Origin of the sequence: Phascolarctobacterium sp. Marseille-Q4147 (genome assembly GCF_017968825.1) — a bacterium.
Taxonomy (GTDB): Bacteria; Bacillota; Negativicutes; order Acidaminococcales; family Acidaminococcaceae; genus Phascolarctobacterium_A.
This window is the reverse complement of the sequence record NZ_CP072874.1, coordinates 1,637,708-1,664,450: the sequence shown is the minus strand read 5'-3', so window position 1 is coordinate 1,664,450 and position 26,743 is coordinate 1,637,708. Positions and strand designations below refer to the sequence as shown.

General features: G+C 48.4%; 14 protein-coding genes, 2 tRNA genes, 3 rRNA genes and 1 riboswitch. Of the genes, 3 read left to right on the top strand and 16 right to left on the bottom strand.

All coding sequences use genetic code 11. The features are described from left to right. Positions 1-2 precede the first annotated feature (2 nt). The 8 genes from KAH19_RS07840 to KAH19_RS07805 all read right to left on the bottom strand — a co-directional run bounded on the left by KAH19_RS07840 (position 3) and on the right by KAH19_RS07805 (position 9,750). Positions 3-3,086 carry an efflux RND transporter permease subunit gene (locus tag KAH19_RS07840; RefSeq protein WP_210684118.1) on the bottom strand — a complete coding sequence of 1,028 codons (3,084 nt, stop codon included), beginning with the start codon at positions 3,084-3,086 and terminating at the stop codon, positions 3-5. 2 nt (positions 3,087-3,088) lie between these two features. Further along, entirely contained in the window at positions 3,089-4,207 is a 1,119-nt protein-coding gene (locus KAH19_RS07835; protein WP_210684117.1) for an efflux RND transporter periplasmic adaptor subunit, read from the bottom strand. A 201-nt stretch (positions 4,208-4,408) separates the two neighbouring features. Further along, a complete protein-coding gene (metK, locus tag KAH19_RS07830) occupies positions 4,409-5,587 on the bottom strand; it encodes a methionine adenosyltransferase (RefSeq protein ID WP_210684116.1) in 1,179 nt (392 codons plus the stop codon). Positions 5,588-5,689: 102 nt separating this feature from the next. Next, positions 5,690-5,798: riboswitch (SAM riboswitch) on the bottom strand. A 645-nt stretch (positions 5,799-6,443) separates the two neighbouring features. After that, complete coding sequence (coaBC, locus tag KAH19_RS07825) at positions 6,444-7,652, bottom strand: bifunctional phosphopantothenoylcysteine decarboxylase/phosphopantothenate--cysteine ligase CoaBC (RefSeq protein ID WP_210684115.1); 1,209 nt, start codon at positions 7,650-7,652, stop codon at positions 6,444-6,446. Positions 7,653-7,670: 18 nt separating this feature from the next. Beyond that, positions 7,671-7,859, bottom strand: a complete 189-nt coding sequence (gene rpoZ, locus KAH19_RS07820) for a DNA-directed RNA polymerase subunit omega (RefSeq protein WP_246869462.1) — start codon at positions 7,857-7,859, stop codon at positions 7,671-7,673. A gap of 67 nt (positions 7,860-7,926) precedes the next feature. After that, positions 7,927-8,562, bottom strand: a complete 636-nt coding sequence (gmk, locus tag KAH19_RS07815) for a guanylate kinase (RefSeq protein ID WP_210684113.1) — start codon at positions 8,560-8,562, stop codon at positions 7,927-7,929. A gap of 7 nt (positions 8,563-8,569) precedes the next feature. Next, positions 8,570-8,836 (bottom strand): extracellular matrix/biofilm regulator RemA, encoded by a 267-nt coding sequence (remA, locus tag KAH19_RS07810; protein ID WP_009146168.1) that lies wholly within the window; start codon positions 8,834-8,836, stop codon positions 8,570-8,572. A gap of 14 nt (positions 8,837-8,850) precedes the next feature. After that, positions 8,851-9,750: a YicC/YloC family endoribonuclease gene (locus KAH19_RS07805; RefSeq protein WP_021719981.1), complete on the bottom strand. Its 900-nt coding sequence runs from the start codon at positions 9,748-9,750 to the stop codon at positions 8,851-8,853. A gap of 279 nt (positions 9,751-10,029) precedes the next feature. Here KAH19_RS07805 and KAH19_RS07800 point away from each other — a divergent pair, with 279 nt between their 5' ends. Next, a complete protein-coding gene (locus tag KAH19_RS07800) occupies positions 10,030-11,772 on the top strand; it encodes an NFACT family protein (RefSeq protein ID WP_210684112.1) in 1,743 nt (580 codons plus the stop codon). A gap of 635 nt (positions 11,773-12,407) precedes the next feature. Here KAH19_RS07800 and rrf read toward each other — a convergent pair. The 6 genes from rrf to KAH19_RS07770 form a co-directional block, all read right to left on the bottom strand. Then, positions 12,408-12,524, bottom strand: a 5S ribosomal RNA gene (gene rrf, locus KAH19_RS07795). 69 nt (positions 12,525-12,593) lie between these two features. Next, positions 12,594-15,499: ribosomal RNA gene (locus tag KAH19_RS07790) — 23S ribosomal RNA — on the bottom strand. 142 nt (positions 15,500-15,641) lie between these two features. After that, positions 15,642-15,718: transfer RNA gene (locus KAH19_RS07785), tRNA-Ile, on the bottom strand. 6 nt (positions 15,719-15,724) lie between these two features. Next, a tRNA-Ala gene (locus KAH19_RS07780) sits at positions 15,725-15,800 on the bottom strand. A 101-nt stretch (positions 15,801-15,901) separates the two neighbouring features. Then, a 16S ribosomal RNA gene (locus KAH19_RS07775) occupies positions 15,902-17,453 on the bottom strand. The 16S, 23S and 5S rRNA genes sit together here with 2 tRNA genes alongside, the layout of an rRNA operon. A 199-nt stretch (positions 17,454-17,652) precedes the next feature. Further along, a complete protein-coding gene (locus KAH19_RS07770; protein ID WP_210684111.1) occupies positions 17,653-17,913 on the bottom strand; it encodes a hypothetical protein in 261 nt (86 codons plus the stop codon). Positions 17,914-18,080: 167 nt separating this feature from the next. Between KAH19_RS07770 and KAH19_RS07765 the strand changes: the two genes are divergently transcribed. Together KAH19_RS07765 and KAH19_RS07760 are read left to right on the top strand one after the other, a co-directional pair. Next, complete coding sequence (locus KAH19_RS07765) at positions 18,081-20,132, top strand: transglycosylase domain-containing protein (RefSeq protein WP_210684110.1); 2,052 nt, start codon at positions 18,081-18,083, stop codon at positions 20,130-20,132. A gap of 151 nt (positions 20,133-20,283) precedes the next feature. After that, positions 20,284-21,654 carry a pyruvate carboxylase subunit B gene (locus KAH19_RS07760; protein WP_009145998.1) on the top strand — a complete coding sequence of 457 codons (1,371 nt, stop codon included), beginning with the start codon at positions 20,284-20,286 and terminating at the stop codon, positions 21,652-21,654. Positions 21,655-21,716: 62 nt separating this feature from the next. Here the strand turns inward: KAH19_RS07760 and KAH19_RS07755 are convergent, their stop codons facing one another. Continuing rightward, on the bottom strand, positions 21,717-23,069 hold the full coding sequence (locus KAH19_RS07755; RefSeq protein WP_246869336.1) for a hemolysin family protein: 1,353 nt from the start codon (positions 23,067-23,069) through the stop codon (positions 21,717-21,719). 218 nt (positions 23,070-23,287) lie between these two features. Next, positions 23,288-26,077 (bottom strand): isoleucine--tRNA ligase, encoded by a 2,790-nt coding sequence (gene ileS, locus KAH19_RS07750; protein ID WP_210684109.1) that lies wholly within the window; start codon positions 26,075-26,077, stop codon positions 23,288-23,290. Positions 26,078-26,743: the final 666 nt, after the last annotated feature.

The following is a 26,743-nucleotide window of genomic DNA, read 5'->3' as shown; positions in this document are numbered from 1 at the left end:
TCCTATTCTCCTCTTTGCACATAGTTTTTCGCCTTCCACTCCTCAAAGAGCAGATAAATCAACGGAACAACCACCAACGTCAGTAAGGTGGAGGTTGTTAAGCCGCCTATCAGCACCACGCCCATAGACTGGCGCAGCTCCGCGCCCTCGCCGATGCCGAGAGCAATCGGCAACATACCGAGTATCGTAGACAATGTTGTCATCAGAATAGGACGCAGACGCAGCGAGCAGGCCAAGAGCACTGCTTCGCGGATAGACATGCCCTTTTCCCGCTCCTGGTTGGCATAGTCAATCAGCAGAATTGCATTTTTAGTAACAAGGCCAAGAAGCATAGTAAAGCCAATCATGCTCATCATATTCGCCGTCTGTCCTGCAACAAGCAGGCCCAGGATAGCGCCGATAATCGCAAACGGCAGTGATACCATGATAATCAGCGGCTGCGAAAAGCTTTCAAACTGCGCCGCCAGCACCATGTACACCACAACTATTGCCAGAATAACTGCCTTATAAACCTCTTTAAAGGAGCGCTCCATATTATCGGCCTGACCAATCATCTTATAGTTATATCCCGGCGGCAAATTCAGCTCGGGAATATATTCATCGCGCACCTTGCTGATTAAATCACCGGGCGAGATACCTACTGTGTTGGCATAAACAACTATCTGGCGCTGCTTATCCTCACGCTCAATGCGTGTAGGACCGCTGCCGTAACGCACATCTGCGATATCACCCAGGCGGATAAACTGACCTGCGGAAGAAGAAATGCGCAGGTTCATAACATCATTTATATTAGTTCGCTGGCTTTGCTCCAACTGCAGAATAATATCATAGTCATTGTCACCAATGGTATAGCTGTTGCTGGTGCTTTTGCCCATGATAGCCATTTCGATAACCTTACCGACCTCCGTAGCATCAAGACCGAATTCGCTGGCCTTGGCGTGATCCAGCTTAACTACGATTTCCGGCTGCTCTTCCGAATCGGATATATCAACATCGGTCGCACCCTCAGTCCGGCGCATCATGTCTGCCAGCTGCTGGGCGTAATTTTTCAGCTCCTTGATATTGCTGCCGCGCAGACCGATCTGCACCGGACGGCTGTCACCGCGGCCGCCGCCCTGGTTGGATACTACTGTAACCTTCAGCCCTTCAACATTTTGAAAGCGTCCGCGCAAATCATCCATAATCTGCTGCATGCTGCGTTCACGCTCATTACTTGGCTTCAGGCGGATATCAAGCGAGCCCTGGTTAACAGGATTACGGCCGTTGCCTATATTTAGCGCCACGATTTTGACCTCCGGCAGCTGCGAAATCTCCTGCTGCAACGGCTTAGCCAGTTCTACAGTTTTCTGCAGACTGGTGCCGATGGGCGCCTTAACATTAACGCTAAATTCACCCGAATCATATGTAGGTTGGAATTCCGTACCCACAAAGGGAAGCAGCAGCAAATTCAACAGCAGCGAAATGATGCCTACGGCGACAACCTTCTTAGGTCTTTCTAACGCCCAGACCATTAAGCTGTCATACATTTCACGCACGGACTGGAAGCCTGCTTCGAATTTATCGAGAGCCCTCTGCACAAAATGCGTGCGCTCCTTGCTGCTCTGCTCCTCGGTTTCTGCCTTAATCCAATACGCCGAAACCATTGGCGTAAGCGAAAAGGCTACGATAGTAGAGAATGCTACCGCAAAAGCAACCGTCAGGCCGAACTGCTTGAAGAACTGACCGATGGTTTCACCCATATTGCCGATAGGCACAAATACAGCCATTAAGCTCAGGGACGTCGCCAAAATCGCCAGCGTCAGCTCCTCCGTCGCTTCCTTGGCTGCCACAAACGGTGTCTGTCCCATCTCGATATGACGGAAAATATTTTCAATTACTACAATCGCATCATCAATCAAAATGCCGACTGCCAGACTCAAAGCCATCAGCGACATATTATTCAGTGTAAAGCCCATAACCTTCATCATAAAGAAGGTGGCAATAATAGACGTAGGAATACACAGGCCACCGATAATAGTCGCACGGAAATTGCGCAGGAATAGATATGTTATCAAAAGCGCCAGAAAACCGCCGAAAAGAATCGCATTCCAGACATCCGCAATATTATCGCGAATATAATTAGATTGGTCGCGCACCTTATCAACGATAATATCCGGAGGCAGATTGCTGTGCTTCAGCTCCTCCATCTTGGCATTGACATTATCGGTAACATCAACAGTATTAGTTTTGGACTGCTTACGCACAAAGGTCATAACACAGGGAACGCCGTTAGCGCTGGCAAAGGTATCCTCATCCTCCCAGGAATCAAGCACATCGGCAATTTCACTGATATAAACAGGGCGTCCGTTATGATTAGCAACTACCACCTGCTTAATATCATTGATATTGTTATACTTGCCCAAGGTACGCACAGTGATTTCCATAGCGTCATTTTTTGCCTTGCCGCCGGGAGTATTGTAATTGTTGGCGTTCAGCTTACTGCGCACTGTCTGGTAGGCAATACCGTATTCCGCCAGCTTTTCCGGCTTCAGCACGATGCGGATAGCACGCTGGCTGGCACCGACAACGGTAACCTCGGAAACACCCTCCACCATCTGCAGCTCATCCTTGATATTATCCTCCACAATGCGGCGGATTTCACCACGGCTACGCGAGGGCGAAGCAAAGGTATAGGCTACAATAGCGCGGGAGTTGAGGTCTACCGTCTGTGTTACCGGCTCATCAATATCATCCGGCAGCGCCTTGCGCACGCTGGCAACCTTTTCACGCACCTCACTAGCCTTCACCTGCGGGTCTACACCGATATTAAATTCCAGAACCGTTTCACTGTAGCCTTCAAGCACAGTGGAAGACAACGTCTTGATACCGGAAACCTGACTGACGCGGTTCTCAATCGGCTTGGTAACCAGCGTTTCCATTTCCTGCGGCGAAGCACCGCTGTAGGTAACACGCACGCTGACAATAGGCAAATCAACATCAGGATTCAGATCAACGCCGATTTCCGGATAGCAGCGGATACCGAACACTACCAACAGCAAAATAAACATGGTAGTAAAGACCGGCCGCTTGATAAATGTTCCAATCATCGTTATTTACCAGCCTTTTTCAAATCTATCTTGCTGCCTTCACGCAGCTTGTTGTGTCCTTCGATAACAATAGTATCCTTTTCATCCAGTCCGCTCACTATTTCAGCCAGCTTATCATTCGTATAACCGACATTCAGCACACGACGCTGTACAACGCCTTTATCATCAACAACAAATACCGTCTGCTGGTCATCACGCATCACGATAGCCTGCACCGGAATGGTGAGAACGTTAGCTTTAGGTGAAGCTGTAAGCGTAACGTTGGCATAGACGCCGGCTAAAAGACCTTCGCTGTTATCCACGCTCACCTCTGCCGCAAAGGTATGCGCCGGCAAATCCGCAACCGGAGCGATGCGGGTAATTTTACCTATCAGCTTTTTACCGGGATAAGCAGGCAGAGTAATGCTTGCTTCATTGCCGACATGTACACCGGCAATCTGGCCTTCGGGAATATGAATCGTAGTTTTCAGCATAGAGATATCAGCAACGGCAAAAATAGGCGTACCTGCCTTTGCATAGTAGCCCTCCTGATAATAACGCTTGGCAATAATACCGTCAGCAGGCGCTGTCAGCACCGTGCCCTCGGATTTAGACTCCATCGCCCGCATGCTGCCTCTGGCAGCCTCCAGCTTAGCTGCAGCATTATCACGCGCAAAGCGGTAATCATCTACCACCTGCTGCGAAACCGCACCCGTAGCATATAGCTTTTCATAACGCTGCAAATCTGTTTCCGCCTTACGCAGACTGGTCTGTGCATCCAAAAAGCTGCCCTTGGCACTTAACAGATTGGCATCTGTATCAGCCTGCTCCAAAATTGCCAGCACCTGTCCTCGGCTCACACGGTCACCCTCACGGACATAAACCTTTTCCAAGCGTCCGTCCACCTTAGCGGCAACCTCTGCCTGCCATTCCGGGTCCAGACTGCCGGAAAAGCTCAGACTGGGAACAATCGTCTGCCTTACGGGGTGAGCAGTAACGACCGCCACATTGCGTACCTGCGACAGCTTAGCAGTACGCGCCTTATCAGCCTGGATATTGCTGTAAATACGGTAGCCGATAATTACGCATACCGCAAGCAGCAGGCCAAGCGCTATCTTAACCTTGCGATTCTGTAAATTCACTTTCTTTCCTCCCTGCACCATGCCCTTGGGTTAATTATAATGGGGTAAGTTTAAATTCAGCTGAGTTTATCGTGGACAAATTATAGTTATAGATAATAATATTATACCTCTTATCAAGAGAAGTTAGCAAGTGCAAAGCCGCCGGCAGGCATAGAAAAAGCACGCTGCGGACAGCGTGCTTTCGACAGTTTTAAATTAAGCTTACAGGCCTGCCTGCTCGCGCAGTGCAGCAGCCTTTTCAGTATGCTCCCACGGCAGATCTACATCGGTACGGCCGAAATGACCATAAGCAGCAGTTTGCTTGTAGATAGGACGCAGCAAATCCAGCTCACGGATAATACCGGTCGGGCTCAGGGAGAAGTTTTTGCGAACCAGCTCAGCAATCTTGTCTTCGCTGATTTTGCCGGTGCCGAAGGTTTCAACCAGAACGGAAACCGGATGTGCTACGCCGATAGCGTATGCCAATTGGATTTCGCATTTATCTGCCAAACCTGCGGCAACGATATTTTTAGCAACGTGACGTGCAGCATAAGCAGCACTGCGGTCAACCTTAGAGGGGTCCTTGCCGCTGAAAGCACCGCCGCCATGACGAGCCATACCGCCATAGGTGTCAACGATGATTTTACGGCCGGTCAGACCAGCGTCACCTTGAGGACCGCCGATAACGAAACGGCCAGTCGGGTTGATGTAGTATTTGGTTTCCGCATCCAGCATTTCTGCGGGAACAATCGGTGCAATAACCTTTTCGATAATATCTTTGCGAATCTGCTCGTTGGAAACTTCCGGTGCATGTTGGGAAGAAATAACGATAGTATCTACACGAACAGGTTTGCCGTCATCATATTCAACGGTAACCTGAGTTTTGCCGTCCGGACGCAGGTAAGGCAGCACGCCTTCCTTACGAACCTTGGTCAGCTGCAGAGCCAGCTTGTTAGCCAGATATGCAGGCATCGGCATATAGCTTTCGGTTTCGTTGGTTGCATAACCGAACATCATACCTTGGTCGCCGGCACCGGTTTCTTCCTCAGCAGCCTGACCTTCCTTAGCCTCCAGTGCTTTATCAACGCCCATAGCGATATCAGGGGACTGCTCGTCGATAGAAATCAGCACGCCGCAGGTGTTGCCGTCAAAGCCAAATTTAGCACGGTTGTAGCCGATGTTGTTGATGGTTTCGCGGGCAATGTGTGCGATATCAACATAGCATTGGGTAGAAATTTCACCGAAAATGTGAACCTGACCGGTAGTAACGATAGTTTCGCAAGCAACACGGCCTTTAGGATCTTGAGCCAGGATGGCATCAAGCACAGCATCGGAAATTTGGTCTGCTATTTTATCGGGATGACCTTCGGTAACGGATTCGGAAGTAAATAATTTTCTCATTGGTAGCTCCTTTCATAAATAAAAAACGTTGTTGAGAGTGTTTAGATGGTATAAGAAAAGGCGTTCTCGTAATGAGAACGCCTTAAATTATTACTCTTAGCATTCTCATCTTACAGATAAACTGCAGGACTTAGCACCGTTTTACAGCTGTCACACTGCAATGGTTGCTGCGACTTCACAGGGCCATTCCCTCCATCGCTCTTGATGAGTTGTGTTAAATTGTTTACAGATGCCATTATATAACAAAATCAAGATAATGACAAGTACTTTTTTTACGAAAAATATGTGAAAATACTTTGTTGCAACTGCTTATGCTAAATAGAATTCAATTCTATTATATATAGAGTCATAATGCATACGTAGCCTTGCAAGCCTATCTTCCAAGAGCGCGGAGAAGGCTACAGATGCTATATGATTGCGACGACGGCGTACTACTGCTGCATCGAGAAACAGTCATAACGCAGATGCGACCTTGCAATCCCTACTCCAAAGAGCGCGGAGAAGGCTACAGATGCTATATGATTGCGACGACGGCGTACTACTGCTGCATCGAGAAACAGTCATAACGCAGATGCGACCTTGCAATCCCTACTCCAAAGAGCGCGGAGAAGGCTGCAGATGCTAGTATGATTGCGACGACGACGTACTTCTAGTACGTCGAGGAGCAGTCATGACGCAGATGCGACCTTGCAATCCCTACTCCAAAGAGCGCGGAGAAAGCTGCAGATGCTATATGATTGCGACGACGGCGTACTTCTAGTACGTCGAGGAGCAGTCATGACGCAGATGTAGCCTTATACGCGCTCTCTACGTAGAAGAGCGGTCATGACGCAGATGTTGCCTTACACGCGCTCTTCTAAGCGCGCTCGCGACGTATACGCAACGCCTCGTCCAAAATACGGTTCGCCACATCAACCTTCGGCATCTGCTCCAGCTCGCATACATCGCCGTTAGCATAAAGGAACTTAACGATATTGGTATCGGAGTTGAAACCGGCACCGGCAGCCGTAACATCGTTGGCTACAATCATATCAAGATTCTTTTTAACTACCTTTTCGCGAGCATTAGCCAACAGGTTTTGCGTTTCTGCAGCAAAGCCAACCAAAACCTGATGTGTTTTCTTAGCACCCAAAGTTTTGAGGATATCCGGATTTTTATCCATAACCACAGTCAGAGCATCATCTGTTTTCTTCTTAATCTTTTGGTCTGCCACATCACGCGGACGGTAATCGGCAACTGCCGCTGCCTTGATAACGATATCAACCGCATCATAAGCTGCCAGGCAAGCCTCCAGCATTTCATTGGTCGATTCAACCTGCACAGCCTTCACATTAGGCGGTACAGCAAGTGCAGAAGGACCGCTGATAAGCAGTACCTCAGCACCGCGCTCGGCAGCCATCTGAGCTACGGCATAGCCCATCTTGCCGCTGGAACGGTTGCCGACAAAGCGGACGGGGTCAATCGGTTCACGTGTACCTGCTGCGGTAACAAGTACCTTAAGGCCACGCAAATCGCCCTCACGGCCGGCAAAAAAGCTGCTCATGAACTCCACAATCTGCTGCGGTTCAGGCAGACGGCCTGGGCCGCTGGTGCCGCAGGCAAGATGACCGGAAGCAGGCGGCATTACAGTAATACCGCGGCTTTGCAGCTTAGCGATATTTTCCTGGGTTGCAGCATTAAGATACATACCGGTATTCATTGCTGGGCAGACAACTATCGGTGCCTGAGCTGCCAAAAGCGTAGTGCTCAGCAGATCATCCGCAATGCCATAGGTCATTTTAGCCAGAATATTAGCGGTAGCAGGCGCAACTAAGAAAGCGTCTGCCCAATTTGCCAAAGCAATATGCTCAACATTAAATTCCTGGTTGCTGTTCCACATGCTGGTAGCAACAGCATTACCGCTGATTTCCTTGAAGGTTAACGGAGTAACAAACTGCTGTGCATGCTCGGTCATGACCACACGCACCTCGCAGCCCTGCTTACGCAAACGGCTTACAAGATCTACAGCCTTATAAACGGCAATACCGCCGGTTACTCCCAAAACAATTTTTTTGCCCTTTAACAAGGTTTTACCCTCCCGCTGTTATACGTTTCTAGTACGCTCGTAGGTAATAGTATCGTTAGCAATTTCCTTCAGCGCAGCGCTGACCTCTTTTTCCGCGGAATTTACGCCGGGAACAGTGAGCTCGCGTGCTCTTTTTGCTGCCAAAATAACCAAAGTGTATTTGCTATCTACTTTTTCTGCCAAATAGTCAATAGACGGATCTACCATAGACATTATAGAATCACTCCTTTAAGTATTTCATGGTTCACACAGCAGACTGCTGCATAATGTGAATTTATTTTTTAGCTTTACAAATCTTATCAACAATAAAATATGTTCTGGCTACGCGGTAACGCTCAGCCTCCATAATTGTAAGTACCTTTTGCGCTGCCTTTTCCGCAATATCATTAACGATGATATAGTCATATTCCGCTGCGTAGGTCAGCTCGCTGGCTGCGGAAGCCATACGGCGCTTAATAACATCCTCGCTGTCGGTACCACGTTTATAAATACGTGCGGAAAGCTCATCTAAGGAAGGCGGTACGATGAAAACAAATACGCCCTCGGGGAAGCGCTTTTTAATCTGCAAAGCGCCCTGAATATCAATCTCCAGCAGTACGTCACGGCCGGATTCCAGCTGCTCTTCCACGTATTTGCGCGGTGTGCCGTAATAATTGCCGTATACTTCGGCATATTCCAGCAGCTCGCCTTTTTCAATCATCTGCTTAACCTCGGGAATTGTCTTGAAGAAATAGCTTTCTCCGTCAACCTCACCCGTGCGCGGTGCGCGTGTAGTAACAGAAATAGAATAACCTAAATCTGGCAGCTGGTCTCTCAGCATCTGGCAAATAGTTCCTTTGCCTGCTCCAGACGGACCGGATACTACAAGAAGTACTCCCTTGGGAGTAACATTATCAATATCGTTGCTCATGATCCAATTACTCCTCTTCTTCAGAATCAGCAGTTTGTGCTACCAGACGGTTGGCTACAGTTTCCGGCTGTACCGCAGACAGGATGATATGACCGCTGTCCACCACAACTACAGCACGAGTACGACGTCCGTAGGTTGCATCAACCAGCATGCCCTTGTCACGGGCTTCCTGGATAATACGTTTAATCGGTGCCGATTCCGGACTGATAATAGAAATAATGCGGTTTGCTGCGACAATGTTGCCAAAGCCGATATTAACTAGCTTTATATCCATAACTTCCTCCAGTTTTATTCGATGTTCTGAATCTGCTCACGAATTTTTTCTATTTCCGCCTTAATTTCTACAACAATCTGCGCCATAGTATAATCGTTGGCTTTGGAAGCAATCGTATTTGCTTCACGGTTGAATTCCTGAATAAGGAAGTCCAGCTTACGTCCTACCGGCTGGTCGGAAGCAATGATAGTCTTGAATTGCTTGATATGGCTCTTCAAGCGGACAATTTCTTCCGTAATGCTGGTGCGGTCAGCAAAAATTGCTACCTCCTGCAGCAAGCGCTCCGGCTCAACCTTGATATTGTTATCTGCCAGGAGATTGGTCAGACGTTCCTGCAGCTTAGCCTGATATTCTTCCACAACTAAGGGAGAACGCTCCTCAATCTGTGCCAGCTTTTCGGCAATCAAATCTGCACGATAAATGAAATCACCGTAGATATTGCCACCCTCTGTTTCACGCATAGCCACCAGATTGGCAACAGCCTGCTCAACAGCCTGCTCAACCTTGGGCCAAACGCTTTCTACATCAAAAAAGCCTTCCTTAACGTTAATCACGTCAGGGCATTTTGATAAATAGAGAATTTCTGCAGCAGCGTTAATGCCTGCAGCGTCAGCTCCGATAGCAACGCCTACCTCCTGCAATGCCTTATGATAGGCAGCAGCAAGGTTTTTATCAACCTTCAGAGTGCAGTTGCCGCTGACATTATAATCAGCAGTAATAAACACATCAATACGTCCACGGCTAACGGTTTTTAAAATAGTTTTGCGGATTTTATCCTCCAAAGGATTCAAAAATCGCGGTAAACGGATAGCAACCTCGTTATACCGGTGGTTCACGGTTTTCATTTCAATGTTAACAGAAAAATCTGCATCCTCGTAGGAACCACGGCCGAAACCGGTCATACTTTTTAACACAGGCTTCCTCCTTCATCTTCACCAACAAAGGTGATGTTATTTCAGCTTAAAAGATAAGTATTTTTTGCTTCAATCTTATCTTGAAAATCTATTATACCATATTTCTCTAATGATTTCAGCATTTTTCTTCGTTTTTCGTCGCTTAGATAAAGAAATGGCCCATTTTTGTTTTGCTATACTTGTTGCAGGTAATGGAGTATAATATGATAAATTAATAAATTGCATTGTATTCCCGCAGGTTCAAAAAACTTTGCCGAGCCTGCACCGAAAGGAGTCCCTATGAACATTGAAGGCTTAACTTTAAAGCTGCTTACAGATACATTAAATGAAGAACTGCTGGGCAGCAAAATATATAAGGTATATATGCCTAATCCGCAGTCACTTCTGCTGCTCGTCCGCAGAACACGTGATACCAGCAGTCTGTTGGCGGATATGCACAACGGCAGCTGTGTGCTTTATCTGCCGCAGCAGCTGCCGGAAAACCCAGAAACTCCTCCCACCTTCTGTATGCTTCTGCGCAAGCATCTGGAGGAAGGACGCATCACGAAAATCAGCCAAAGCGGCCTGGACCGCATTATTACGCTGGAGATTGATCTTTTAGGCGCTTCCAGTAAAATTATTACCAAAAAGCTGATTTTTGAGCTTACCGGTAAAAACAGCAACATTATTCTTACGCAAGATGATGTTATTATCGACTCTCTAAAGCATGTAAGTGCAGCACAGAGCAGCTATCGCACTATCCTGCCGGGAAAAGCCTATATTGCGCCCCCGCCGCAGGAAGGACTTAACCTTTTGACAGATGACCCGGCAAAAATTGTGCAAGCCGCCAACAGTCTGCCGGCAGCCAACTTCGCTAAGGCCTTTATCAGTGCTACCACCGGTGTCGGCAAAATGACAACGCTAGAGCTTTTAGCCGCTGCGGATATCCTGCCGCAGGAGGTACGTCTGGAAACCTCCGCCTGTCAGTCCCTGGCGCAGGTTATCGGCAAGCTGCAGGCAGATATGCAGATGCAAGCAGCCAAGCATCCTGTCTATGCGCTCATCAACCGTACTAATCAAGTAAAAACCTTGCTGGTATTGCCTCCGCAGAATGTGCAGGAAGGCATGCAGGTTAAAGAATTTGCCGATATCAACAGTGCGCTGAATTTTGCTGTCAGCCTGAAGCCTATCCAACTGCCACGCCATGAACAGCTGCAAAAGCTGGTGAACAGCGAAACCGCCAAACTCAAGAAAAAGCTGCAGGCTCTGCAAGAAGATTTGGCTAATGCCGCCAATGCAGAAGAACAGCGTATGCTGGCAGATACTATCATGGCCAATATCTATCAGATAAAAAAAGGCCAGACCAGCGCCGAGCTGATTAATATTTATGACGGCGAACCGGTTACGGTCAGCCTTTCTCCCATCCTTTCGCCTACGGAAAACGCACAGGCCTACTACAAGCGCTATAATAAATATAAGCGCGCTCAAACCGAGGTGCGTATCCAGCAGGAATCTACAAAAGAAATGCTTGCTTATCTGGAAAGCCTGGACGCTTCACTGCTCACCGCTACAACGAAGGAAGAAATTGAGGAAATCAATCAGGAAATGCTTGGCAGCGGTCTGCTTAAGGACACGAATAAAAAGAAGAAAAATGCCGGACTGCAAAAATCTCAGCCTCTGCATATCCGTTTAAATTCTGAAGCAGATTTGTATATCGGCAAAAACAACAAACAGAACGATTATGTTACCTTTACCTTGGGCAATCCTAAGGATTTATGGTTCCATACTAAAGATATCCCCGGCTCGCACGTTATTTTGAAAACGTCACTGCCGGAAGCACGTCAGGAGGATATTAATCTTGCTGTGCAGCTGGCAGCATATTTCAGCAAAGCGCGCGACGGCAGCAATGTTCCTGTCGACTGCGTACAAAGACGTTATGTAAAGAAGCCTGCAGGCAGCAAGCCCGGCTTTGTTATTTTTACAAACCAAAATACTTATTACACAACACCTGATATGGAGTTAATCCAAAAATATTTAAAGTAAGGATTTAGTCAGAACTTCATCCGTCAGGATATAAAAAGCGCCCTGATTCATAGAAATATGAATCGGGGCGCTTTGAAGTTTATGGGAAATTTTTTGAGTATAGATAGTTGTATCAATCTCTTATTTGTCAAAGCAAATCTGCAGAACAACGCTGATTGCCAAGATGGCAAGTAAATTGAGCGAGAGGTATATCGTGTAAGGAATAGCAATTTTAGCGAATGAGTGTCTGGAATCATCGAAGTGTTGCATTGTCTGAGCGCTAAGCTATCTACTATAGTAAAATCTCTTTGCATAGCGCGAGTTTTGCGACACTTCGTCTTGATTCCACACGAAATTTGCGTTAAGAAATTGCTGCTGACTGGAACGATATACCTCTCGCGAATATAAAAAGTTGGGTAGAAAGCCAATACATGCTTGTGCGTCGCTTCGCTCCTTCAAGCATGGCTATCTATCCCTCCAAAAATACTCCCTATTCGGTCGTATTTTCGGAGAAAGCTCCACCTTTTCGATTTCTCACGTCGCAAAGCTCGTGACAAATCGGGTGTCGCTTCTCCCAGGTTCCCTGGTCGGTAAATAGTTTATCCGTTACAGAAAAATAAAACTCCGTATCCTAAGATACGGAGTTTTATTTTTCTAACCGGCAGCTATCTATCCTCCCAGGCCGCTTCCAGCCAAGTACTTTCGACGTATAAGGGCTTAACTACTGTGTTCGGGATGGGAACAGGTGGATCCCCTTAGCCATCACCACCGGATTATTTAATTTGAGGTTTGTACCCTCAAAACTTCAACAGAAGAATTTCTTTAACTTCAGGCTTACTTCTTAAGTCAAGCCCTCGACATATTAGTATCGGTCCGCTGAATACATTACTGTACTTACACTCCCGACCTATCAACCTCGTCTTCTCCAAGGTGTCTTACTAGATTACTCTATGAGAGATCTCATCTTAAGGCTGGTTTCACGCTTAGATGCTTTCAGCGTTTATCCTTTCCGAACGTAGCTACCCAACTATACCTCTGGCGAGATAATTGGTACACCATTGGTTCGTCCACTCCGGTCCTCTCGTACTAGGAGCAGCCCCCTTCAAATCTCTTGCGCCCGCGATGGATAGGGACCGAACTGTCTCACGACGTTCTGAACCCAGCTCACGTACCACTTTAATGGGCGAACAGCCCAACCCTTGGGACCGACTTCAGCCCCAGGATGTGATGAGCCGACATCGAGGTGCCAAACCTCCCCGTCGATATGGACTCTTGGGAGAGATTAGCCTGTTATCCCCAGGGTAGCTTTTATCCGTTGAGCGATGGCCCTTCCACTTGGATGCCACCGGATCACTAAGCCCTACTTTCGTACCTGATCGCCGTGTTTGGCTCTCAGTCAAGCTCCCTTCTGCCTTTACACTCTTCGCGCGATTTCCGGCCGCGCTGAGGGAACCTTTGGGCGCCTCCGTTACTCTTTGGGAGGCGACCGCCCCAGTCAAACTGCCCGCCTGACACTGTCCCGAGTTTCGTTACTCCTACGGTTAGAATTCCGATACATCAAGGGTGGTATCCCAACGGCGGCTCCACGAAGACTAGCGTCCTCGCTTCCATGCCTCCCACCTATCCTGTACGTGATGTATCAGAACCCAATGTCAGGTTACAGTAAAGCTCCATGGGGTCTTTCTGTCCAGTCGCGGGTAACCTGCATCTTCACAGGTACTTCAATTTCACCGGGTCCCTCGTTGAGACAGTGCCCAAATCGTTACACCTTTCGTGCGGGTCGGAACTTACCCGACAAGGAATTTCGCTACCTTAGGACCGTTATAGTTACGGCCGCCGTTCACCGGGGCTTCGGTCGAATGCTTTGGATTGCTCCGGACATCCTTCCTTAACCTTCCGGCACTGGGCAGGTGTCAGCACCTATACGTCAGATTTCTCTTTAGCAGGCACCTGTGTTTGTGGTAAACAGTCGCTTGGGCCTCTTCTCTGCGACCGCCTCATGCTCCATCTGTTCAGACTTCACAACAGCGGCTACCCTTATCCCGAAGTTACGGGTACATTTTGCCGAGTTCCTTAACGAGGGTTCTCCCGCGCACCTTAGGATTCTCTCCCCGCATACCTGTGTCGGTTTACGGTACGGGCGGTAATTCTCTAACTAGAAGCTTTTCTCGACAGTGTGGGGTCAGCAGCTTCAGTTCCGTTTCCGGAACCTCCACATCACGCCTCAGACTCACAGGTTGCGGATTTGCCTGCAACCCATCCTACACGCTTGTACAGGAACAACCAATCTCCTGCCTGCCTGCCCTCCTGTGTCACTCCATCGCTCAAACAATCATTACCGGTACTGGAATATCTGCCAGTTGTCCATCTCCTACGCTCCATGCCTCGGATTAGGTCCCGACTTACCCTGGGACGACGATCGTTGCCCAGGAATCCTTATGCTTTCGGTGGAATGGATTCTCACCATTCTTTTCGCTACTCATACCAACATTCTCACTTCTGTGAAGTCCACCGTTCCTTACAGAACGACTTCAGCCCTCACAGAACGCTCCCCTACCCCACGACTTACGTCGTAGCCACAGCTTCGGTTTCGTACTTTAGCCCCGGTAATCTTCGGCGCAGGGTCTCTCGACCAGTGAGCTATTACGCACTCTTTAAATGGTGGCTGCTTCTAAGCCAACATCCTGGTTGTTTTAGAGACCCCACATCCTTTTCCACTTAGTACGACATTGGGGACCTTAGCTGGTGGTCTGGGCTGTTTCCCTTTTGACCACGGATCTTATCACTCGTAGTCTGACTCCCAAGCTCTACAGTATAACCATTCGGAGTTTGACAGGGTTCGGTAACCTTTATGGTCCCTAGCCCGATCAGTGCTCTACCGCCTATACTTACTACTTGAGGCTAGCCCTAAAGCTATTTCGGGGAGAACCAGCTATCTCCGCGTTCGATTGGAATTTCACCTCTACCCACATCTCATCCTAAAGCTTTTCAACGCTCACAGGTTCGGTCCTCCACGCAATTTTACCTGCGCTTCAACCTGGACATGGGTAGATCACTGCGGTTTCGGGTCTACGTACACTAACTATCCGCCCTCTTAAGACTCGCTTTCGCTTCGGCTCCGTGTCTTCCACTTAACCTCGCTAGTGCACGTAACTCGTTGGTTCATTCTTCAATAGGCACGCCGTCGCTTTCGCTCCGACTGCTTGTAGACATACGGTTTCAGGTTCTCTTTCACTCCCCTCCCGGGGTTCTTTTCACCTTTCCCTCACGGTACTATGCGCTATCGGTCGCCATTCAGTGTTTAGGGTTGGAGGGTGGTCCCCCCGGCTTCCCACAAGATTCCTCGTGCCTCGTGGTACTCTGGATACTGCTCATCTCTCTGGTCTTTAACCTACGTGGCTTTTACACTGTGTTGCCTACCTTTCCAGGTAGTTCGGATAAACCATTAAGACTAAATGCAGTCCTCAACCCCGGCGAGCCGTAGCTCACCGGTTTGCCCTCTGCCCTCTTCGCTCGCCGCTACTGTGGGCATCTCGTTTGATTTCTCTTCCTCCGGGTACTTAGATGTTTCAGTTCCCCGGGTTCCCTTCCTTTCGGATACCTGCCCATGACGGCAGGTGGGTTTCCCCATTCGGACATCTACGGATCAATACTTGCTTGCAGTTCCCCGTAGCTTTTCGCAGCTTACCGCGTCCTTCATCGGCTGATGGCGCCTAGGCATCCGCCGTATGCCCTTAGTAGCTTGACTTTTTCAGCTTACTAAGAACTTTGCGTTCCTAGATCTCGTTAACTCATTCTCTTTGCTTTCGCATTGATTAGAGGTGCCTTGTCATCTCATCAATAACAAGGTCTTTTTATTCTTCTGTTTGAAGTTTTCAAGGTACAATATTTGGTGGGCCTAAGTGGACTTGAACCACTGACCTCACGCTTATCAGGCGTGCGCTCTAACCAGCTGAGCTATAGGCCCGAAAGTTGGTGGAGACGAGGAGAATCGAACTCCTGACCCCCTGCTTGCAAGGCAGGTGCTCTCCCAGCTGAGCTACGCCCCCAACTTTTAGAAGGATTTGAACCTTCAAAACTAAACATTAACCTAAGCGAATGTGCGTCGACTTGTCGTACGAACAAGTTTCCTTGCTCATGTACTCCATAGAAAGGAGGTGATCCAGCCGCACCTTCCGATACGGCTACCTTGTTACGACTTCACCCCAATCATCGGCCCCACCTTAGACGGCTGGCTCCTTACGGTTACCCCACCGGCTTCGGGTGTTACCAACTTTCGTGGTGTGACGGGCGGTGTGTACAAGGCCCGGGAACGTATTCACCGCAGTATGCTGACCTGCGATTACTAGCGATTCCGACTTCATGCAGGCGAGTTGCAGCCTGCAATCCGAACTGAGATCGGGTTTCTGGGGTTTGCTCTGCCTCACGGCTTCGCTTCCCTCTGTTGCCGACCATTGTAGTACGTGTGTAGCCCAAGACATAAGGGGCATGATGACTTGACGTCATCCCCGCCTTCCTCCAAGTTGTCCTTGGCAGTCTCCTATGAGTCCCCGGCATTACCCGCTGGTAACATAGGATAGGGGTTGCGCTCGTTGCGGGACTTAACCCAACATCTCACGACACGAGCTGACGACAGCCATGCACCACCTGTTTTCATGTCCCCGAAGGGAAAGCTTCATCTCTGAAGCGGTCATTCAATGTCAAGCCTTGGTAAGGTTCTTCGCGTTGCGTCGAATTAAACCACATACTCCACCGCTTGTGCGGGCCCCCGTCAATTCCTTTGAGTTTCATCCTTGCGGACGTACTCCCCAGGCGGGGTACTTATTGCGTTAACTCCGGCACAGAAGGGGTCGATACCTCCTACACCTAGTACCCATCGTTTACGGCCAGGACTACCGGGGTATCTAATCCCGTTCGCTACCCTGGCTTTCGCATCTCAGCGTCAGACACAGTCCAGAAAGGCGCCTTCGCCACTGGTGTTCCTCCCAATATCTACGCATTTCACCGCTACACTGGGAATTCCCCTTTCCTCTCCTGCACTCAAGTCTTCCAGTATCCAGAGCCATACGGGGTTGAGCCCCGCATTTTCACTCCAGACTTAAAAAACCGCCTACATGCTCTTTACGCCCAATAATTCCGGACAACGCTCGCCACCTACGTATTACCGCGGCTGCTGGCACGTAGTTAGCCGTGGCTTATTCGTTTACTACCGTCATTACAAGTCATTATTCACAACCTGCACATTCGTCATAAACAAAAGAGCTTTACGGAACGAATTCCTTCATCACTCACGCGGCATTGCTCCGTCAGGCTTTCGCCCATTGCGGAAGATTCCCCACTGCTGCCTCCCGTAGGAGTCTGGGCCGTGTCTCAGTCCCAATGTGGCCGTTCATCCTCTCAGACCGGCTACTGATCATCGCCTTGGTAGGCCGTTACCCCACCAACTAGCTAATCAGACGCAGGCCCATCCTCTAGCGATAGCTTATAAATAGAGGCCATCTTTCACAGCATCCTCATGCGAGATTGCTGTCACATTCGGTATTAGCACCCCTTTCGGGATGTTGTCCCCATCTAGAGGGCAGGTTGCCCACGCGTTACTCACCCGTTCGCCACTAAGATTACCGAAGTAATCTCCGTTCGACTTGCATGTGTTAGGCATGCCGCCAGCGTTCGTCCTGAGCCAGGATCAAACTCTCCAATAAAGTTTATTGAAGAACTAATCTAGCTCTTATTATTTAAAAAAGAAGTTATTTGACTTGGTCTTGCGCTTTCGCGCTCGACCCGCACATTCGCTTTTTTCTAGGTTCAATGTTCAGTTTTCAAGGTTCAGTGCCTAGCGATTTTGGCTTTTGTTTTGTTGCCGTATCGCGTCGACTTGTATATAATACCACGCGACCTAGGTTATGTCAACACTTTTTTCGGCACTTTTTTAAGATTTTTTCGAGAAACACTAGGATTCGTGGAAAAACAACCATGCTTGATTATCGCTTTTATCGACATTAAAATTTCTTGAAAAAACTTCAAAAAAAGTGCTTTTTTTAGCTGTTTTTTCCATAAAAACCGCTGAAAATCAGCAAAATTTTTCTTTGTTCCGCAGATTTTTTTCTTAAATTTTTGCTTGTTTTTCTCTCCGGTTTCATTATCCGCAGCCTGCCGTTCCATCACATTTTCTTCCGGAGCATGCTTTTACATAGTTTCCTTTAAAATAAATATGCTGAGTTTTCAATAATTCTATGACAAAGTTGTCTGAAAATGCTATAATAAGATGACTTCTATTTGCAGCCTTTGGTATTGGCTGCGCAGTCAATATAATGAAGAAGAGGTAGAAAATGTTTAAAGTACTAAAATTCATTGTCATCAGTGTTGTTTGCCTCATTATAATGGGCGCATCAGTGCTTTATGGCTTCTCCAGTCTTTTTGCACCTCCTAATATGGATGAAACACTGATTCCGGACGCTGCTTCACAGTTCTATGATATCAATGGTAACGCAATCTATACTACGCTTTCGGAAGAACGCAGAATACCTGTTACTATTGATAAGCTTCCTAAGCATGTGCAGCGTGCCTTTATTGCTATTGAAGATAATCGCTTCTATGAACACGGTGGTATTGACTACCGCGGCACAGCACGTGCTCTGCTTTCTACATTAAGCGGTCACGAAGTACAGGGCGGCAGTACCATTACCCAACAGCTGGCAAAGAATGCTTTCCTTACCCAGGAACGTTCCATCATCCGTAAAATTAAGGAAGCTTTTATTGCCAAGGAACTTGAGCACAAATATACTAAGGATGAAATCCTCACTATGTATCTGAACCAGATTTATTTCGGTCAGGGTGCATACGGTATTGAAAGTGCTTCTATGTATTACTTCAATAAGCATGTTCAGAATCTGGATATCGCTGAAGCTGCTACTCTGGCAGCTATCCCCAAAAGCCCTAACTATTTTAATCCTTTCGAAAATCCGCAGGAAAGTAAAAAACGTCAGGAGCTTGTTATCGACCAGATGGTTAAATACGGTTTTATCTCTGCTGCCGACGGTAATGCTGCCAAAGCAGAAAAGCTTGTCTTCAGCACAACACATAAAACCAATTCCGATCCCCGCTCCTATTTCTTCGATATGATTACCCAAAAGGTTATCGAAGAGGTTGGTGCAGATGCTCTCTATAAGGGCGGTCTTAAGATTTACACCACTTTAGACCCGGATATGCAGAAAGCTGCAGAAAATGCTATGAAGCATCTGCCGGGCTATTACACAGACGGCAAGAAGCTGACTCAGCCGCAAATGGCTCTGGTTGCCGTTGACCCGCATAACGGTTATGTTAAAGCTATGATCGGCGGCCGTGGCCAAGATAAGTTCAACCGTGCTACTCTTGCAGTACGTCAGCCCGGTTCTGCCTTCAAGCCTTTTGTCTATCTGACTGCTATGCAGAACGGTTATTCTCCGGCCAGCGTTATTGAAGATAAGGAAGAAGAATTCTCTCCCGGCTGGAAACCGCAGAACTCCGACAGAGCATGGCATGGTAAGGTAAGCCTGCGTACTGCTCTGGTACGTTCTATGAACGTGCCTACCGTTAAGCTGGCCCAAGAGGTTGGCGTAAGCAAAATTATCAGCAATGCCGAAAAAATGGGTATTACTACTCTGGTTGATTCCGGTGCTTACAGCGATGCAAACCTTGCTATGGCACTCGGCGGTCTCAGCAAGGGCGTTAATCCGCTGGAAATGGCTGCAGCCTACGGCGTTCTGGCAAGCAACGGTATGTATTGCAAGCCTATTGCTCTGCTCAAGATTGTTGACCGCGAGGGCAAGGTTCTGTACGAAGCTAAGCCTGAACCGAAGCGTGTTATTGATGCCGAAGCCGCTTACCTGACTACTAATATGCTGCAGGATGTTCTTATCAGCGGCACTGCAGGCGGCATGGGAATCGGCCGTCCGGCAGCAGGTAAAACCGGTACTACCGATACCTACATCGATGCCTGGTTCGTTGGTTACACTCCCGACCTCAGTACTGCCGTATGGGTTGGCGATGACAACAATAAATCCATGAACCGTATGTACGGCAGCGGCGCTCCGCTTTCTATCTGGCATGATTTCATGGTCAACGCACTGGCCTCTACTCCGCGCACCGGCTTCAGCAATCCGGGCGTAGCAGTTCCGCCTGAACCTGAAATCAAGCAGGATGATAAGGACAAAGATAAAGACAAGGATAAAGATAAGGACAAAGACAAGCAGGCTCCCGCTACGGTAACAACCGAAGGCAATGCCAACCAGGCACCTGTAGTAAGCAGCCAGCCCACTAAAAAGAAACGCAGCATGAAGGACCGCGTTAACGAAATCATGGGCAAGCCTGTTGTCAGCAACCAGCCTACTCCTCGTAACTGATTAACTTTTATGGTGGTCACCAAGTGTGGCCACCATTTTTTATTTTCAGACTTTCCGTATACTGTATACATGAATACCGATTTATGCTATAATAATTACAGCTATAAATCAGCTTTAATTAACTAACTATACTAATAAAAGGAGTACTGCCATGGAGAAGAAACCCGTAAAAATAGTTGAAACCGTCCTGCGTGACGGCCACCAATCTCTTGCTGCCACCAGAATGCGCATCAGCGACATGCTGCCGGCACTGGAACAGCTGGATAATGCCGGCTACTATGCTTTAGAGGCTTGGGGCGGCGCCACCTTTGACTCCTGCCTGCGCTTCCTTAACGAGGATCCCTGGCAACGTCTGCGCACGCTCAAAAAGCATCTGCGCAAAACCCCGATTCAAATGCTGCTGCGCGGTCAGAACATTTTGGGTTATAACCATTATGCCGATGACGTTGTACGCGAATTTGTGAACCGCTCTGTTGATAACGGCGTATCCATCATCCGTATTTTCGATGCTCTTAACGATACCCGCAACCTGGAATGCGCAATGCGTGCCGCTAAGGAAGCAGGCGCACACGTTCAGGGCTGTATTGTATATACCATCAGCCCCTACCATCAGGACAAGGACTTTGTTCAATTAGGTAAGGAACTGGCGCAGATGGGCGCAGATTCCATCTGCATTAAGGATATGGCAGGCCTGCTGCGTCCCTACGCTGCCGAAAGCCTTATCCGCAGCCTGAAGGCAGAGCTTGACCTGCCTATCGACCTGCACACACACTTCACCAGCGGTATGGGCGATATGACCTACCTGAAGGCTGTTGAAGCAGGTGCGGACATGATTGATACCGCACTTTCTCCGTTCTCTGAATCTACCAGCCAACCCTGCACCGAATCTCTGGTAGCAACGCTGGAGGGCACTCCCTACGATACAGGTCTTAAGCTCGCCGAGCTCAACAGCTTGGCAGACTATTTCAAGGATGTACGCAAGAACCTTATCCATGATTTCAACCTGAATGCCAACATCCCCATCGATCCCAAGGTGCTCACCTTCCAGATTCCGGGCGGTATGCTTTCCAACCTGCTGAACCAGATGAAGGAAATGGGCGTTGCCGACAAATATCCGCAGCTGCTTGAAGAAATGCCGCGCGTGCGTGCCGAGCTCGGTTATCCGCCGCTGGTTACTCCTACAAGCCAGATTGTAGGTTCTATGTCCGTATTGAACGTTGCACTCGGACGCTACAAGATGATTCCCCGCGAGGTTAAGGACTTAATCCTTGGCAAATACGGCCGCACTCCGGGACCGATTGACCCTGAGGTTAAACGCCTGGCCATCGGTGACGCACCGCAAATCGACCACCGTCCCGCCGACGATATTCCGCCGCAGATGAAAAAGCTGCGCGAAAAGCTGGCTGAGGAAGGCTTCCCCAACGCACCGATTGAAGACGTTTTAAGCTACGCCTCCTTCCCTGAGGTAACTCTTAACTTCCTGCGTCACAGCAACATCGGTATGAAATTCCACGATTTATAAGCACAACGCTAAAGAGCACGCTGAGATTAATTTCTCAGCGTGCTCTCTTTTTTATGCAGATATTATTTTACATCCTCCAGGTGTTCTTCCTGAAGCTCCTCGTGAATCTTTTCCGGCTCATGCAAAAGCTGGATACCGACACGCACAATACGCATCTTGTCAATTTCTTCTACCGTAAAGGCAGCGGCAGGTGTCTGCACCTTCTGCCCTACCTTAGGCGGATAATCAAGCTGAGAGTAAACCCAGCCGCCTATAGTATCACAGTTTTCGGTATCCAAGGCCAGCTCGAAGGTATCGTTAACATCCTCCAACAGCATTTTACCGTCAACAGAATAGGTTTTGCTGCCTTTTTCTTCTACTTCCGGACGTTCCTCGTCAAACTCGTCCTGAATTTCGCCTACGATTTCCTCCAGGATATCCTCAACGGTAACCATACCTGCGGTACCGCCGTACTCGTCAACCAAGATTGCCAGCTGACTGCGATGCTTCTGCAGAATACGCAGCAGCTTGCTGATAGGCAGAGATTCCGGCACCAGCAGTACCTTACGCGCCAGACTGCGCAAATCGGGACGCTCGCCGGCATTTAAGCTGCGCAGCAAATCCTTGATATGCAAAAAGCCGATAATGTGGTCCTTGTCCTCATCACAGATAGGATAACGCGTCATGCGCTCTTCAAGCGCCGTCTTGATATTATCCTCCCAGGAATCCTCCAGATACAGGCAAATCATATCGGTACGCGGCACCATGATGTCGCTGGCACGACGGTCGGAAAAGTCAAAGACATTATCCAGATAAGTAAGCTCTGTTTTATCAATATAGCCATGCTTATGGCTTTCTTCCATCAGTATGCGGATTTCATCCTCGTTGTGCGCCTCTTCCGCCTCACTCGCAGCCTCAACGCCAAGTTTGTGCAGCACCCAGTTGGCAACGTGATTGAGGAACCACACCGCCGGATACATCAGCTTATCAAACAGAATCAGCGGTGTTGCCACAAACAGAACAATCTGCTCCGTCTTTTGGATGGAAAGAGATTTAGGCACAAGCTCGCCTAAAACGATATGCAAAGCGGTGATAACACCGAAGCCGACAACAAAAGCTATTGTATGCTCAACTTGCGGCGGCAGCTGCAGCAGATTAAATACGGGATGCATCAGCTTAGCCACCGTCGGTTCACCAATCCAGCCTAAGCCCAGCGAAGCAATGGTTATACCAAGCTGCGTAACCGAAAGATAGGCATCAAGATGCTCCGTTACCTGCTTAGCGCTTTCTGCCCGAGTATTGCCTTCTTTAATCAGCGCATCAAGACGCGAAGGTCGCACCTTGACAATAGAAAACTCCGAAGCAACGAAAAAGCCGTTCAGCGCCACCAAAAATAAAATCGCTATAACATTAAACAAACATATGAGATAGTCCAAAAATCTCTGTAATCCTGCAGATTGCAGAAAAACAGTTTCACCTCCGTAAAATATATAATATTAACAGTATTGTACCATACATAGGCGATAAAGCAAAATAATTTTTTGTAAAATTTGTAGCAAAAAAGCCGCCGTATCAGCAAAATTTACATGATACGACGGCTTTAAGCTTTTATTTGATGTCAGCTACAGCTTTATGCAAAGCTTGTGCCTTATACTCAATCTTTAACTGCTTCAGCGCAGCGTTTGCACAGAGTCGGATGCTCAGCGTCCTGACCAACCTCGTCGCTGTAAATCCAGCAACGCTCGCACTTGTGGCCTTCAGCAGCAGCAACGGTAACCTTCAGGTCCTCGCGGCCGGTTGCTTCGGCACCTTCTGCAGCGCCCTCAACAATAACAGCCTGAGAAACGATCAGCAGGGTTGCCAGGTCTTTTTCTACGGATTTCAGGATAGCCAGAGCTTCGCCTTCGGCGTGCAGCTCAACCTTAGCGTCCAGGGAGTGACCGATTTGTTTGTTACGACGAGCCAACTCCAGCACCTTGGTGATTTCGCTGCGGATTTCAATGAAGTTATCCCATTTGGTTTCCAGCTCTTCGTTGATGTATTCTTCCTTAACTTCCGGCCAGGGCAGCATTTGTACGGATTCCGGAGCATTAGCAGGTTTCTTCATGAACTGCCATACTTCTTCCATAGTGAAGCTCAGTACCGGGGACAGCATAACGATGAGGTCCATGAGGATTTCATGCATAGCGGTTTGTGCACTGCGACGCTCTTTGCTGTCAGCCTTGTAAGCATACAGGCGGTCTTTGAGGATATCCAGATAGAAGCTGGACATTTCAACGGTGCAGAAGTTGTGGATTGCATGATACAGTACATGGAAATCATAGCTTTCGTAAGCAGCGGTAACTTCCTTCTTCAGCAGCTGCAGATGCATCAGTGCCCATTGATCAAGCTCCAGCATTTCGTTGAACGGAACTGCATCGGTTTCATAGTTGAAATCGTTGGTGTTGCCCAGGATGTAACGGATGGTGTTACGGATTTTACGGTATACTTCAGCCAGCTGCTTCAGGATTTTCGGGGAGATACGGATATCTGCCTTGTAATCGGAGGAAGCAGTCCACAGACGGATGATATCAGCGCCGTATTGTTTGATTACGTCCTGCGGAACGATAACGTTGCCTACGGATTTGGACATCTTGCGGCCATCGCCGTCAACTACATAACCATGAGTCAGTACAGATTCGTATGGAGCACGGCCTGCAACAGCAACGGAGGTCAGCAGAGAGGACTGGAACCAGCCACGATGCTGGTCACTGCCTTCGAGGTACATAGCAACCGGCCAGGACAGTTCCGGACGTTTTGCGGCAACAGCCATGTGAGAAGAACCGCTGTCGAACCATACGTCCATGATATCGCTTTCTTTATGGAAGTGCTTGCCGCCGCATTTCGGGCAGACAGTGCCTTCCGGCAGCAGCTCTTCTGCAGTGTGAGCCCACCATGCATCGCTGCCTTCTTTTTCGAACCAGTTAGCAACGGAGTCAATGGTAGCTTCGTTAATCAGATGCTCGCCGCAGTTATCGCAGTAGAATACCGGGATAGGAACGCCCCATACACGCTGACGGCTGATGCACCAGTCGTGACGGTCGCTTACCATGTTATGGATACGTTGTTGGCCCCAGGAAGGAATCCACTGTACATCGTCGATAGATTTCAGTGCTTCGTCACGGAAGCCGTCGATAGAAGCGAACCATTGAGAGGTTGCGCGGAAGATAATCGGGTTTTTGCAGCGCCAGCAGTGTGCGTATTGGTGCTTAATGTTTTCTTTACCCAGCAGGCAGTTCAGCTCAGCCAGATATTTCAGTACCGGGATATTAGCGTCGAATACAAACATGCCCTTGAAGCGTTCGCCTGCTTCTTCGGTCAGCTTGCCCTGGGAATCAACCGGGCAGAGAATCGGCAGCTTGTATTTCAGGCCGGTTTCAAAGTCGACATCGCCATGACCGGGAGCGGTATGTACGCAACCGGTACCAGCTTCGGTAGTTACATAGTCAGCCATAACTACGAGAGAACGGCGGTTGTTGTATTCAGGGAACGGATGCACGCATTCAGCGTATTCCATATCTTTACCAAGAGTAGTGCCGAGGATATTGCTGAGGTCCTTGTGGCAGACAGCGCCAACCTGAGCCAGCAGGTCTTTAGCCATGAAGAGAACTTCGCCTTCGCATTCAACCCAGGCATATTCCAGAGCAGGGTTCAGAGCAACAGCAACGTTGGCAGGCATAGTCCACGGGGTAGTGGTCCAAATTACCATGTAAGCTTTTTTGCCTTTAGCAGCTTCCGGAGTTTGGCCGTTGTCTTTTACCAACGGCATTTTTACGAAGATAGTCGGAGTTTTTTGTTCGCCGTATTCGATTTCTGCTTCAGCCAGAGCGGTTTCGCAGTGCGGGCACCAGTAAACGGTCTTTTTGCCTTTGTAGATATAGCCTTTGTTAGCCATAGTACCGAATACACGGATCTGCTCAGCTTCAAAGCTGTGATGCAGAGTGATGTACGGGTTTTCCCAATCGCCCAGAACGCCCAGACGTTTGAAGTCTTCGCGTTGGATATCAACCCATTGCAGAGCGAAGTCATGGCATTTGCGGCGCAGAGTCAGCGGATCCAGCTCATTGCGGTTCAGGCCCAGCTCTTTAATAGCAGCGTGCTCAATCGGCATGCCGTGAGTATCCCAGCCGGGAACATACGGGGTGTCAAAGCCTTGAGCGTATTTGTATTTCATGATGATATCTTTTAAGATTTTGTTCAGGGCATGACCCATGTGGATTTTGCCGTTTGCATACGGAGGGCCGTCATGCAGAACAAATTTCTTGTGGCCTGCATGCAGAGCCTGCTTTTTGCCATAAATATCGTTTTCTTCCCAGAATTTCAGGAAATCAGGTTCGCGTTGCGGCAGACCGGCACGCATAGGGAACTCTGTTTCGGGCAGATTCAGTGTTTTACCATAGTCCATTACTAATAACCTCCAATTTTATTAAACAAAAAAATTAACAATATAAAAAAGCTTCGTCCCTCAGATAAGGGACGAAGCTGTAGACTAACAACGATTAATACGCTTGCGTATCATGCATCATTATCAAACGTGTACTCCGTGGTACCACCCTCATGACGACAGCCTTGGCCGCACGCCACTCGTGTGCGCAATATCGGGCGCTCCCGTATGCAGCTACTCAGGTTCGCCGCATCCGCTCCAAAGTGATTTTCACCTGCTTTACTTCGTCCGGGCTTGCACCATACCCCGGCTCGCTTAACCTGCGCCACAAGCTACTGTCTTTTTCATCGCGTTAGCAAATATCAATAAACGCTAATATTATACATTAGACAATGTGATAAGTCAAGGAGTGAAGAGCTCTGCACTGCCAAAATTTTATAATACACATCTTCAGACTTCTTACTGCTAAAGTTATATGTTAACAATCCAAATGAACGTCAGCAACACTACGATAAAAATTCCAAAGGACATTAAGTCCTGAAAACTGAAATATACCATAGACATCACCTCCATTCTTTAAGAATGAAGGCAACGCCACCCTGTACCACGGTCGTCTTGCATAGTATTTTATCATACCAAATCTAAACATACAACGAACAAGCTGTGAAGTTTGTGTTGTATGTTTTT